Source organism: Pseudoxanthomonas spadix BD-a59 (assembly GCF_000233915.3).
GTDB lineage: Bacteria > Pseudomonadota > Gammaproteobacteria > Xanthomonadales > Xanthomonadaceae > Pseudoxanthomonas_A > Pseudoxanthomonas_A spadix.
This window is the reverse complement of the sequence record NC_016147.2, coordinates 403151-416249: the sequence shown is the minus strand read 5'-3', so window position 1 is coordinate 416249 and position 13099 is coordinate 403151. Positions and strand designations below refer to the sequence as shown.

At 70.0% G+C, this 13099-nt stretch carries 10 protein-coding genes; all 10 read right to left on the bottom strand.

Annotated elements, in window-relative coordinates:
- Positions 1-40: 40 nt before the first annotated feature.
- The 10 genes from ftsA to DSC_RS01795 all read right to left on the bottom strand — a co-directional run bounded on the left by ftsA (position 41) and on the right by DSC_RS01795 (position 13007).
- The gene (ftsA, locus tag DSC_RS01840) at positions 41-1276 is read right to left on the bottom strand and encodes a cell division protein FtsA (protein ID WP_014159411.1); all 1236 of its coding nucleotides are present in this window, start codon (positions 1274-1276) and stop codon (positions 41-43) included.
- Positions 1273-2166, bottom strand: a complete 894-nt coding sequence (locus DSC_RS01835) for a cell division protein FtsQ/DivIB (protein WP_014159410.1) — start codon at positions 2164-2166, stop codon at positions 1273-1275. The genes ftsA and DSC_RS01835 overlap by 4 nt, the downstream gene beginning before the upstream one ends.
- Positions 2163-3119: a D-alanine--D-alanine ligase gene (locus DSC_RS01830; protein WP_014159409.1), complete on the bottom strand. Its 957-nt coding sequence runs from the start codon at positions 3117-3119 to the stop codon at positions 2163-2165. The genes DSC_RS01835 and DSC_RS01830 overlap by 4 nt, the downstream gene beginning before the upstream one ends.
- The gene (gene murC, locus DSC_RS01825) at positions 3116-4567 is read right to left on the bottom strand and encodes a UDP-N-acetylmuramate--L-alanine ligase (protein ID WP_014159408.1); all 1452 of its coding nucleotides are present in this window, start codon (positions 4565-4567) and stop codon (positions 3116-3118) included. The genes DSC_RS01830 and murC overlap by 4 nt, the downstream gene beginning before the upstream one ends.
- A gap of 169 nt (positions 4568-4736) precedes the next feature.
- The gene (murG, locus tag DSC_RS01820; RefSeq protein WP_043290860.1) at positions 4737-5858 is read right to left on the bottom strand and encodes an undecaprenyldiphospho-muramoylpentapeptide beta-N-acetylglucosaminyltransferase; all 1122 of its coding nucleotides are present in this window, start codon (positions 5856-5858) and stop codon (positions 4737-4739) included.
- Positions 5855-7153 (bottom strand): putative lipid II flippase FtsW, encoded by a 1299-nt coding sequence (ftsW, locus tag DSC_RS01815; RefSeq protein WP_014159406.1) that lies wholly within the window; start codon positions 7151-7153, stop codon positions 5855-5857. The genes murG and ftsW overlap by 4 nt, the downstream gene beginning before the upstream one ends.
- Positions 7153-8238, bottom strand: a complete 1086-nt coding sequence (gene mraY / locus DSC_RS01810) for a phospho-N-acetylmuramoyl-pentapeptide-transferase (RefSeq protein WP_014159405.1) — start codon at positions 8236-8238, stop codon at positions 7153-7155. Before mraY ends, ftsW begins: the two co-directional genes overlap by 1 nt.
- Positions 8228-9715, bottom strand: coding sequence for a UDP-N-acetylmuramoyl-tripeptide--D-alanyl-D-alanine ligase (locus DSC_RS01805; RefSeq protein WP_014159404.1), 1488 nt, complete (start codon positions 9713-9715; stop codon positions 8228-8230). The genes mraY and DSC_RS01805 overlap by 11 nt, the downstream gene beginning before the upstream one ends.
- The gene (locus tag DSC_RS01800) at positions 9712-11223 is read right to left on the bottom strand and encodes a UDP-N-acetylmuramoyl-L-alanyl-D-glutamate--2,6-diaminopimelate ligase (protein WP_014159403.1); all 1512 of its coding nucleotides are present in this window, start codon (positions 11221-11223) and stop codon (positions 9712-9714) included. Before DSC_RS01800 ends, DSC_RS01805 begins: the two co-directional genes overlap by 4 nt.
- Positions 11220-13007, bottom strand: a complete 1788-nt coding sequence (locus DSC_RS01795) for a peptidoglycan D,D-transpeptidase FtsI family protein (RefSeq protein WP_043290859.1) — start codon at positions 13005-13007, stop codon at positions 11220-11222. Before DSC_RS01795 ends, DSC_RS01800 begins: the two co-directional genes overlap by 4 nt.
- Between the last annotated feature and the right edge of the window lie 92 nt (positions 13008-13099).

The following is a 13099-nucleotide window of genomic DNA, read 5'->3' as shown; positions in this document are numbered from 1 at the left end:
TCCCGGGTCCCGGTTCCCGAGCCCCAAGTCCCGGCCTGATTCAAAACTCGCCGCGATACCAGTTCTGCAGTTTCTTGAACAAGCTGCCGGCCTTGCCGGTGGGCAGCGATGGGCGCCGCGGATGTTCGATCTGGCTGCCCATCAGCAGCAGGCCCACTCCGGTGGCGTGGACCGGGTTGCCGACCACTTCGCCCAGCCCGGTGACGTGCTGCGGGATGCCGATGCGCACCGGCATCTGCAGCATTTCCTCGGCCAGCTCGACCACCCCTTCCATCTTCGAGGCACCGCCGGTCAGGACCATGCCGGCGCGGACCAGCTCTTCGAAACCCGAGCGGCGCAGCTCGGCCTGGACCATCTCGAAGATCTCCTCGTAGCGTCCCTGCACCGCCTGGGCCAGCGCATGGCGCGGCATCCGCCGCGGCGGACGGTCGCCGACCGATGGCACCTGGATGCTTTCCTCGGCGGTGGCCAGCTGGGCCAGCGCGCAGGCGTAGCGGACCTTGATCTGCTCGGCTTCCGGGGTGGGCGTGCGCAGCATGTGGGCGATGTCGTTGGTGACGTGGTCGCCGGCGATCGGCAGCGACGCGGTGTGGCAGATCGCGCCCTGCACGAACACGGCCAGGTCGGTGGTGCCGGCGCCCATGTCGACCAGGACCACGCCCAGCTCGCGTTCGTCGGCAGTCAGCACCGCCACCGAGGAGGCCAGCGAGGACAGGATCAGGTCGTCGATCTGCAGGCCGCAGCGCTGCACGCACTTGGAGATGTTGGCCGCGGCCGACTGCGCGCAGACCACCAGGTGTGCATGGACTTCCAGGCGCACGCCGGTCATGCCGACCGGATTGCGGATGCCTTCCTGGGAATTGTCCAGCACGTATTCGCGCGGGATCGCGTGCAGGATCTTCTGGTCGGCGGGGATGGCCACGGCCCTGGCCGCATCCAGCACCCGATCCAGGTCCGACCAGGTCACCTCGCCGTCGCGGATCGGGACGATGCCCGGCGAGTTCCTGCACTGCACGTGGGCGCCGGAGATCGAGGCATAGACCGAGCGGATCTCGCAGCCGGCCATCAGCTCGGCTTCCTCCACCGCGCGCTGGATCGACTGCACGGTCGATTCGATATCCACCACCACCCCGCGCTTGAGCCCGCGCGATTCATGGCTGCCGATGCCGATCACCTCGATCGGGTTGCCGGGCGAATATTCACCGACCAGCGCCGTCACCTTGGAGGTGCCGATGTCCAGTCCGACGATCAGGGATTTGTCGCCTTTGCGGTTCATGTCGTCCTGCTGGAAATGGCGGATGAGGACAAAGCCGGGACGCGGGACCCGGGACCCGGGACCCGCAAAAGCGGTGCCCGCGCGTTCCATACCGATGCCGCTTCTCTCGCCGTCGCCGGTGTCGCTGTTGCGCGCGCGCTTACCGAGTCCGGAGTCCCGGGTCCCGAGTCCCCGCTTTTGAGTCCCGGGTCCCGGCTTTGCTCGGCCCAGGTCAGGGAGAAGCCATTGGTGTAGCGCAGGTCCGCCCGTTGCAGCGTGCGCGGGTCGCCCAGCAGACGCGGCAGCAGACGCACGAAGCGCTGCAGGCGCGGGCGCGCATCGGCCCGGCCGATCACCACGTCCAGGCCGCTGCCCAGCTTCAGCGACCAGCTGCCGCGCGCATCCATCACCAGCGCATCGACCTTCAGGCCCATCGGCGCGAACAGGGCGCTGGCCTCGTTGTACAGCGCCACCACTTCGCCCACCTGCGCGTCGGGGCCGCCCAGCTGCGGCAGCGCGCTGGCGTCGACGTTGCGCGGCACCGGGAACAACGCGCCTTCGACCGACAGCAGGCGATCGCTGCCCCAGCGCGCAAACGGCTTGTGCTCGACCACGATCACTTCCAGCGTGTCGGGCCAGCGCTTGCGCACCTGCGCGCGTTCGACCCACGGCAGGCGTTCGACCGCGTCCTGGGCCTGGCTCAGCTGCACGGCAAAGAACCCGCGCTGTGCGTACGGCATCACCACCGCGCGCAGTTGCGCCGGATCCACCCGATGCAGCGCGCCGCTGACGCGCAGCCGGGTCAGCGGCCAGCGCTCGGCGCCGATCCAGCCGTTGAACACGGCCACCACCGGCAGCGCGACCAGCGCCAGCGCCAGGATCCAGGTCAGCACGCGCAGCACGTTGCTCATGCCGGGCGCGCCTGAAAGGTGGATTCCAGGATGCGCCAGCACAGTTCCTCGAAACCGATACCGGCCTGGCGCGCCGCCTTGGGCACCAGCGAATGGCTGGTCATGCCCGGCGCGGTGTTCACTTCGATCAACTGCAGGCCGCGTGACACATCGCGCATCACATCCACCCGACCCCAGCCGCTGCAGGCGGCACTTTCGAAGGCAGCCAGCGACAACTGGCGGATCTGCGCTTCCTCCTGGCCGGACAGGCCCGGGCACAGATACTGGGTGTCCTCGGCGATGTACTTGGCGTGGTAGTCGTACCAGGCTCCGGCCGGCACGATCCTGATCGAGGGCAGCGCGATCCCGTCCAGGATGCCGACGGTGTATTCCTCGCCCTGCACCATCTGCTCGATCAGCAGCTCGCCGTCATAACCGGCGGCGAAGTCGATGGCCGGCTGCAGGTCCTGCTCGGCCAGGACCCGGAACACGCCCACGCTGGAGCCTTCGGTCGAGGGCTTGACGAACACCGGCAGACCCAGCTCGGCCGCCGCCGCGCGCAGGTCGTCCCCGCGCCGGATGCGGCGGAAGGCCGGGGTCGGCAGGCCCGAGGCGATCCACACCTGCTTGGTGCGGATCTTGTCCAGGGTCAGGGCGCTGCCCAGCACGCCCGGCCCGGTGAAGGGCACCTTCAGCGCCGACAGCAGGCCCTGCAGCACGCCATTTTCGCCGTCGCCGCCGTGCAGGATGTTGAACACCCGATCGATGGCACCGGCCCGGATCTGTTCCAGCAGGGCCGGCAGGCCATCGACCGCATGGGCCTGCACGCCCCGCGCCTGCAAGGCCTCGAGCACGTTGCGCCCCGAGTTCAAGGACACCTCGCGCTCGCTGGAGGTCCCGCCCATCAACACGGCAACCCGACCGAACGCGGCCGGATCGGTGTTGCGCGGCGGCGGGAAGGACGGCGCGCTCATGCGTCGGTGCCCTTCGAAAAGCCCTGCGCGGCGATCTGCTGGGCCACATGGCCGATGTCGCCGGCACCCATCATCAGCAGCAGGTCGCCGTCCTGCAGCACGTCGGGCAGCACCGCCGGCAGCTCGCCGACCTGGCTGACCACGACCGGTTCGTTGCGCCCGCGCGCCCGGATCGCGCGCGCCAGCGACTTGGCATCGGCGCCGGCGATCGGCGCTTCGCCGGCCGGATAGACCTCGCTCAGCACCAGCGCATCGACTTCGCTCAGGACCGCGGCGAAGGCGTCGAACTGGTCGCGGGTGCGGCTGTAGCGATGCGGCTGGAAGGCCACCACCAGGCGCTTGTCCGGCCAGCCGCCGCGGGCGGCGGCGAACACCGCGGCCAGCTCGTTGGGGTGGTGGCCGTAGTCGTCGATCAGCTGCACCGTGGCGCCGCGGCCGGTGTCGATCGCACCCAGGTCGTTGAAGCGGCGGCCGATGCCGGAGAAGTTGGCCAGCGCGCGGGCGATCGTGCCCGGCTGCACGCCCAGCTGCCAGCCGACCGCGGCCGCGGCCAGCGCGTTGAGCACGTTGTGCCTGCCCGGCAGGGCCAGGGTGACGTTGACCGACACATCCTCGGGCAGGCGCAGGGTGAAGCGCATCCGGCCCGCTTGCTGGACCACGTTTTCGGCGCGGATGTCGGCGTTGTCGGACAGGCCGTAGGTCATCACGTGGCGCGGGGTTTCGGCGGCCAGCGCGGCCACTTCCGGATCGTCGATGCACAGCACCGCCAGGCCGTAGAACGGCAGGCGCTGCAGGAATTCGGCGAAGGCGGCCTGGACCCGGGCAAAGTCGTTGCCGTAGTTCTCCAGGTGATCGGCGTCGATATTGGTGATGACCGCGATCAGCGGGCTCAGGCGCAGGAAGCTGCCGTCGCTCTCGTCGGCCTCGGCCACCAGCCACTGGCCATCGCCGAGCTTGGCATTGGCGCCGGCCGAGAGCAGCTGGCCGCCGATCACGTAGGTCGGATCCAGGCCACCTTCGCTCAGCACCGCCGCGGTCAGGCTGGTGGTGGTGGTCTTGCCGTGGGTGCCGGCCACGGCGATGCCGCGGCGGAAGCGCATCAGCTCGGCCAGCATCATCGCCCGTGGCACGATCGGGATGCGCTGGCTGCGCGCCTCCATCAGCTCGGGGTTGTCGGCCCTGATCGCGCTGGAGACCACCACGCAATCGGTGCCCAGCACGTTGGCGGCATTGTGGCCGCGCATCACCCGCGCGCCCAGCGACACCAGCCGCCTGGTCGCGGCATTTTCCGCGGCATCGGAACCAGACACCTCGTAGCCCAGCGTGCACAGCACTTCGGCGATCCCGCTCATGCCCGAGCCGCCGATGCCGACGAAGTGCACGCGGCGGAAGACCTGGGCCAGGTCGCCGGTGTTCTGCAGCCGGCGTTCACGCGCCGCGGCAATCATGCGGCCGCTCCAAAGCCGGGACTCGGGACTCGGGACTCGGGACTCGGTAAGGGCAAGAGCAACACCGGCAACACCGGCAACACCGGCAACGGCGAGCGAAGCGGCATCGGTATGGCACGCGCGGGCGCCGCTTTTTCGAGTCCCCAGTCCCGAGTCCCGAGTCCCGTCTTCATGCGGCCTCCTCCAGAATGATGTCTGCGATGCGCTCTGCGGCATCGGGACGCGCCAGGCGGCGCGCGGCGGTGGCCATGTCCAGGCGGCGCGGTGCATCGGCCGACAACACCGCCAGCACCCGCTGCAGCTGCACGCCCAAGCTGTCGTCCTGCTTGAGCAGGACCGCGGCGCCATGTTCGACCAGGTAGCGGGCGTTGCGGGTCTGGTGGTCGTCGACCGCGGCGGCGAAGGGCACCAGCACGCTGCCGACCCCGGCCGCGCACAGCTCGGCCAGGGTCGAGGCACCGGCCCGGCACACCACCAGATCGGCCCATGCATAGGCGCCGGCCATGTCGGCGATGAAGCTTTCCACGCTGGCCTGGACGCCGGCCTGGGCGTAGGCCGCATCGGCCTCGGCGCGCAGTTTTTCGCCGCACTGGTGGCGCACCTGCGCCGGCAGCTTCAACGCGGCCAGGGCCTGCGGCACGGCGCTGTTCAAGACGCGCGCACCCTGGCTGCCGCCCAGCACCAGCAGGCGCAGCGGGCCGTTGCGATCGGCCAGGCGCTGGTCGGGCGCGGCGATGGCCGCGATCTCGGCGCGCACCGGGTTGCCGACCGCTTCCTCGCGCGCGGCGAAGCTGCCCGGGAAGCCGGTCAACACCCGCCGGGCGAACCTGGACAGGACCTTGTTGGTCATCCCCGGCGCGCGGTTCTGTTCGTGCACCAGCAGCGGACGGCCTTGCAGGCGTGCGGCCAGGCCACCGGGGCCGGCGGCGTAGCCACCGAAGCTGATCACCACGCGCGGATCGCGCCGGCGCAGCACCGCAGCGGCGGCCTTGACCGCGCCCAGCACGCGCAGTGGCGCGCCCAGCAGGGCCAGGGCGCCCTTGCCGCGCAGGCCCCTGACCGCGATGGTGTCCAGGGCGATGTCGTGCTGCGGCACCAGCCGCGTTTCCATCTGCCCGTCCGCGCCCAGCCACACCACCGGCACGTTACGCGCGCGCAGCACCTTGGCCACGGCCAGCGCCGGGAAGATGTGGCCTCCGGTGCCGCCGGCCAGGATCATCACCGGATGCTCCTCTTGCATCTGCACACCGGCAGGTGCGGACTTTTGCGAGGCAGTGGCGTGAACACTCATCCGATCCTCTCGAAGGTGGGCTCGATGCGCGAGGTCAGGCGACTGCTGCCGCGGGTGGTCGCGGCCGCCGCTGCGACAGGGGCCGCAGGGGCGGGCGAAGGCGAAGGCTTGCTGCCATCGGCCGGCGGCGGCGCCGCTTCCCCACGCAGCAGGGCGACCTGCCTCTCGGCCCGGCTCAACTCATACGACACGCGCAGCAGCAGGCCCATCGCCGCGCAGGTCATCAGCACCGACGAACCACCGGAGGAGATCAGCGGCAGGGTCAGGCCCTTGGTCGGCAGCATGCCCAGGTTCACGCCGACCGAGACGAAGGCCTGCATGCCGATCCACAGGGCGATGCCGAAGGCGATGTAGCCGGCGAAGTGGCGGCGCATCTCCACGCAGCGATAGCCGATGTAGCAGGCGCGGCCAACCAGCAGCGCGTACAGGCCGATGACGGCGCACACCCCGGCAAAGCCAAGCTCCTCGCCGATCACCGAGAAGATGAAGTCGGTGTGCGCCTCGGGCAGGTAGTTGAGCTTCTGCACCGAACTGCCCAGCCCGACCCCGGTCCACTGGCCGCGGCCGATGGCCATCAGCGCGTTGGACAGCTGGTAGCCCGAGCCCAGCTGGTCGGCCCACGGATCCAGGAACGAGGTCACCCGGCGCATGCGGTAGGGTTCGAACACCACCAGCGCCACCAGCCCCGGCAGCGCAACCAGCACCGGCATCGACATGCGCGGCAGGTTGACCCCGCCCAGCACCAGCATGCCGGCGGTGATGCCCAGCAGCAGGGTGGACGAACCGAAGTCCGGCTGCGCCAGCAGCAGCGCGATCAGCAGCACCGCCACGCCCAGCGGCTTGAGCATCGCCGGCCAGGTGGCGTTGACCTCATCGCGGAAGCGCACCAGGTAGCTGGCCAGCCAGACGATGTAGAGCACCTTGACCGCTTCGACCGTCTGGAAGCGGGTGACCAGCAGGTTGATCCAGCGCCGCGCGCCGTTGACCTTCACCCCAAGCCCCGGGACGAACACCAGCAACAGCAGCAGCACGCAGCCGATCAGCAGCAGCCGGTTGTACTTCTCGATGGTCTTCAGCTCCATGCGCATGGCCGCCCAGGCCAGCCCCAGGCCCAGGCCCACGAACAGGACGTGGCGGGTCAGGTAGTAGAACGGCGTACTGGCCATGGCGATGGAACTGGAGGCCACCATCACCACGCCCACCGAGATCAGGGCGGCAACGGCGCTGGCCAGCCAGAAATCGTACTGGCCGACGATGGATTCCAGGCGCGTGGCCTGCCTGCGATGGTCGTTCATCAGCGCACCTTCAATGTGGCCAGACCGACGAGCACCAGGATCACCGTGATGATCCAGAAGCGCACGATCACGCGCGGTTCCGGCCAACCCTTGAGCTCGAAATGGTGGTGGATCGGCGCCATGCGGAAGACCCGCTTGCCGGTCAGCTTGAACGAGGCGACCTGGATCATCACCGACAGCGTCTCGATGACAAAGATCCCGCCCATGATCACCAGCACCAGCTCCTGGCGCACGATCACCGCGATGGTGCCCAGGACCGCGCCCAGGGCCAGCGCGCCGATGTCGCCCATGAACACCATGGCCGGATAGGTGTTGAACCACAAAAAACCCAGGCCGGCACCGGCGATGGCGGTGCAGATGATCACCAGCTCGCCGGCGCCGGGCACCTGCGGGATCTGCAGATAGCTGGAAAACACCGCATTGCCCGAGGCATAGGCGAACACGCCCAGCGCGCAGGCCACCATCACCGTGGGCATGATCGCCAGGCCATCCAGGCCGTCGGTCAGGTTGACCGCGTTGGAGAAACCGACGATCCAGAAGTAGGCGATGGCGATGAAGCCCACCCCGGCCAGCGGCAGGGCCACGGCCTTGAACAGCGGGATGTAGAAGGTGGTCGCGGCGGCGACATCGGCGGTGTGCCACAGGAAGAGGCCCGCGGCCAGGCCGAAGATCGACTGCAGCAGGTACTTCCAGCGCGACTTCAAGCCATTGGGATCGCGCCTGACGATCTTGATCCAGTCGTCATACCAGCCGATTGCACCGAAGCCGAGCATCACCACCAGCACCAGCCACACGTAGCGGTTGCGCAGGTCGCCCCACAGCATCACCGACAGCAACACCGTCACCAGGATCAGCGAGCCGCCCATGGTCGGGGTGCCGGCCTTGGAGAAGTGCGATTGCGGGCCGTCGCTGCGGATCGGCTGCCCCCCCTTGAACTGGGCCAGCCGGCGGATCACCGCCGGGCCCAGCCACAGCGACAGGAACAACGAGGTCAGCGCCGCCAGGATCCCGCGCAGGGTGATGTAGTTGAACAGCGCGAACAGGCTCTCCAACTGGGTCAGCCAACGGGTCAGTTCAAGCAGCATGCGCGGTGCCTCCCGACGAGTGCGCGGGTGCGGCCGGAAGCAGCGCCGACACGATGCGGTCCATGGCACTGCCACGGGAGCCCTTGATCAGAAGCACGGGACCCGGGACCCGGGACCCGGGACCCGGAACAGCAGCTTGCGCAGGCGCGACGGACAGCGTTTGCGCCTGCTTCTCGCGGGTTCCGGGTCCCGGGTCCGGGTCTGCGATCTGTTGCAGATCGTGCTGCAGGGCCTGGGCCAGCGCGGCATGACTGTCGAACACGCGCGCCCCTTCGCCGAAGGCGTGGGCGGCATGGGCACTGAGCGGCCCCAGCGCATACAGCCGGGCGATGCCGGCCTGCCGGGCACGGGCGCCCGCGGCAGCGTGCAGCGTGGCGGCTTCCGGGCCCAGTTCGCGCATGTCGCCCAGCACCAGCCAGCCCTGTCTGGTCGCGGCAGCCAGGGTGGCGATGGCCGCATCGAGCGAGGCGGGATTGGCGTTGTAGCTGTCATCGATCAGCATCGCGCCACGGTCCAGCCGATGGGCCAGGAGCCGGCCGGCGACCGGTCGGGCGGCGGCCAGGCCTTCGGCGATCACCGCCAGCGGCACCCCGCAGCCCAGCGCGATGGCCGCCGCGGCCAGCGCGTTGCGCACGTTGTGGCGGCCCGGCAGGGCCAGCGCGACCGGGGCTTCACCGTCCGGGCTGACCAGGGTGAAGCGCGAGCCCTGGGCATCGGTCATGACCGCGCGAGCGCTGACCTCGGCGCTGGATTCCAGGCCGAAGCGCAGCACCCGCCGGCCCGGGACCAGGGCGGCGAAGTATTCGCCGAAGGCGTCGTCGGCGTTGATCACCGCCACCCCATCGGCCGGCAGCGCGCTGTAGATCGCGCCCTTGGTTTGGGCCACGCCCAGCAGGCTGCCCAGGCGTTCCAGGTGCGCGGCGGCGACGTTGTTGACCAGGGCCACGTCCGGGCGCGCGATCCGGGTCAGGTAGGCGATGTCGCCCGGCTTGCCGGCGCCCATTTCGTAGACGGCGAACTCGGCCTGGTCCGGCGCCTCGATCACCGCCAGCGGCAGGCCGATCTCGTTGTTGCGATTGCCGGGGCTGGAATAGGTCTGGCCGGCGCGCTGCAGGATGGCGCTCACCAGCATCTTGACGCTGGTCTTGCCGTTGCTGCCGGTGATCGCCACGACCTTGCCGCTGCGGTCGCGCTGCAGGCCGGCGGCAAGCCGGGCCAGGGCCAGCTGGGCATCGGCCACGATCACCTGCGGCAGCTCGGATTGGACCGGGTGCTCGACCAGCAGCGCCGCCGCGCCAGCCTGTGCGGCCGCGGCGACAAAGTCGTGCCCATCAAAGCGCTCGCCACGCAGGGCCACGTACAGGCTGCCGCTGCGCAGCGCGCGGGTGTCGTTGGACACTGCGTCCACCGTGGTGTCCTCGCCGTGCAGGTGGCCGCCGGCCAGGTGGGCGATGAGCGAGAGCGCAAGCCGGTTCATCGCCGCACCTGCGCAGGGTCCGGCGCGCGCGCCTGCAGGGCGATGCGGGCCTGCACGGTGTCATCGAAGGCCTGCTTGACCCCGCCGATGTCCTGATAGGGCTCGTGGCCCTTGCCGGCGATCAGGACGATGTCGCCGGCCCTGGCTTGGCCGATGGCGCGGGCGATGGCCGCGGCGCGATCGCGCTGCACGGCGTAGACCGCATCGTCGGAGAAGCCGGCGAGGATGTCGGCCACGATCGCCTCGCCGTCTTCGTGGCGCGGATTGTCGTCGGTGACGATCACCACATCGGCATGGTCCTGCGCGATCCTGGCCATCTGCGGACGCTTGCCGGCATCGCGCTGGCCACCGCAGCCGAACACGCAGATCAGCCGGCCGGCCACGTGCGCGCGCAGGCTGGTCAGGGCCTGCGCCAGCGCGTCGGGTGTATGCGCGTAGTCGATCACCACCAGCGGCTGGCCATCGACGCCGCCGAGGCGGTTCATGCGGCCGTGGATCGGCTGCAGCTGCGTAAGCGTGCGCGCGATCTGCGCCGGCGCATCGCCGGTGGCCAGCAGCACGCCGGCCACGGCCAGCAGGTTGTCGACGTTGAAACGGCCCAGCAGTGGCGAGCGCACCGGATGGGTGGTGGCGCCGATCACCAGGTCGAAACCGATCCCGGCGTTGTCCAGCACCACCTCGCGCGCCTGCACGCGGGCAGCGGCCGCGCCATGGGCGCTGACCCCGACCAGCTGCACGTCCCCGGCCAGCGTGCCCGCCAGGGTCGCGCCGAAGCCATCGTCCAGGTTGATCACCGCCGCCTTCAGCCCCGGGCGCTGGAACAGCCGCGCCTTGGCCGCGCCGTAGCGCTCCATGTCGCCGTGGTAGTCCAGGTGATCGCGGCTGAGGTTGGTGAACACCGCCACGTCGAAATGCACGCCGTCCACGCGGGTCTGGGCCAGCGCGTGCGAGCTGACTTCCATCGCGATCGCCTGTGCGCCGGCATCGTGCAACTGGGCCAGCAGCGCATGCAGCTCGAGCACCAGCGGTGTGGTGAAGCCGGTCGGCCGCAGCTGGCCGTACAGGCCCGCGCCCAACGTGCCGATGCTGCCGCTCACGGTGCCGCGCAGGTGCCAGGCCTGGCTCAGCAGCTGCACGGTGGAGGTCTTGCCGTTGGTGCCGGTGACACCGACCATCGTCATCTGCTGCGAGGGGTGGCCGTAGAAGGTGTCGGCCAGCGCCCCCAGGCGCGCACGCAGGCCGGGCACGGCGATCGCATCGGCTGGTGCGGGCAGCGACTCCGGGGCCGGCGGTTCGAACAGGATCGCCACTGCGCCGCGCGCACGCGCCTGCTCGACAAAGCCCAGTCCGTGCCAGCTGGAGGCGCTGTTGTCGACCGGGCCGATCGCCACGAAGGCATCACCGGCGCGCACGCTGCGGCTGTCCTGGGTCAGGCCGTGCACGACCACCCCCGCCGGGATGGCGGGCACGTCCGGCAGCAGCGCAGACAGGGCCATGGCGCGGCTCATTCCAGGCTCCTGGGCAGGGCCGCTTCGGTCTCGGCCTGGATCGGTGCGGGCAACGGCCTGGGCAGCGCGGCGAGCGTGGCTGGCGCGCGCCTGGGTGCCTGCGCGGCGCGCCTGGCTTCGTCCCTGGCCTGCATCGCCAGCCAGCTGTCGATATCGTCCGGCGGCACGTCCATCAGGCGCAGGGTGCCTTCCATGACGTTGTGGAACACCGGCGCCGAGACCAGGCCGCCGTAGTACTTGCCGGCCTGCGGATCGCGGATCACCGTGACCATCACGTAGCGCGGATGGGTGGCCGGCACCAGCCCGGCGAACAGCGCGGTGTAGTGGCCCGAGGCATAGCTGCCGCCGGCGGCGATGCGCGCGGTCCCGGTCTTGCCGGCCACGTGGTAGCCGGGGATCGCCGCGTCTTTCGCGCCGCCCTGGGTGACCACGGTCTCCATCATCGCGATGACCTGGCGGGCCACTTCAGCCGGGACCACCTGCACGGCATTCTCGTTGCGCATGCCCTTGACGAAGGTCGGCGTCACTAGCTGGCCGCCGTTGCCGATGGTGGCGTAGGCGCGTGCAATCTGCAGCGGCGACACGTTCAGGCCGTAGCCGTAGGACATGGTGGTCTTGGTGGTGCCGTACCAGCCTGGGCTTCCGGGCGAGGGCACCGTGCCGGTGGCTTCCCCGGGGAAACCGCTGTGCGGCTTGCTGCCGTAGCCGAAGGCCCGGACCGTGTCGTAGAAGGTCTGGTCCGGCACCTTCTCCACGATCTTGGCCGCGCCGATGTTGGAGCTGCGGGTGATCACCCCGCCCACGGTCAGCACGCCGTTGTTGCGCGGCACATCGCGGATGGTGAAGCCACCCCTGAGCGCCATGTAGCCGGGATTGGTATCGATCAGGGTGTTGGCCGTCACCACCCCGGCGGCCAGCGCGGTGGACACGGTCAGCGGCTTCATCGTCGAGCCGGGCTCGACCAGGTCGGTCACCGCCCGGTTGCGGTGCGCGTCCGGCCTGCCAAGGTCAGCGGCGTTGGGGTTGAAGGTCGGCAGGTTGGCCATGGCGATGACCTCGCCGGTGGCCACGTCCAGGATCACCACCGAACCGCCGGCCGCCTGGTTTTCCTCCACCGCGTTGCGCAGCTCGCGGGTGGCCAGGTACTGGATGCGACGGTCGATGCTCAGGGTCAGGTCATTGCCTGGCTGCGCGGCGCGCACCAGGTCGATGTTCTCGACGATATGCCCGGCCTGGTCGCGGATGACCTTCTTCAGGCCCGGCTTGCCGCGCAACCAGTCGTCGAACGCCAGCTCCAGGCCTTCCTGGCCACGGTCGTCGATGTTGGTGAAGCCCAGGATGTGGGCCATCGCCTCGCCCTGCGGGTAGAAGCGCTTGTACTCGCGCTGCGCATACACCCCCGGCACGTGGCGGGCGACGATCGCCCTGGCCGCGTCGGGGTTGATCCGGCGCTTGAGGTACATGAACTCGCGGTCGGCCTTCTGGCTGACCCGGCGGGTCAGGCTGTCCAGCGGCTCGCCCAGCGCCTGGGCCAGCTCGGGGAAGCGGTCCGGGTTCTTCATCAGCTCCTTGGGATCGCACCACACTGATTCGACCGGCGAGGACACCGCCACCGGCTCGCCGTTGCGGTCGGTGATCATGCCGCGCGAGGTCGGGATGGCGATCTCGCGCATGAAGCGCGCATCGCCCTCCTTCTGGTAGAAGTCGCTGTTGACCAGCTGCACGTAGGCGGCCCGGCCGATCAGGCTGACCGAGCACAGGGCCATCGTGCAGCCGACCAGCATCAGCCGGTTGCGCAGGCTGAAGCGTGCGCGGTTGCGGTTGCGCGGCAGCGCGCCGCGGCGCTCGCCGTTGCGGTTCAGCCGCCGGCCGATGG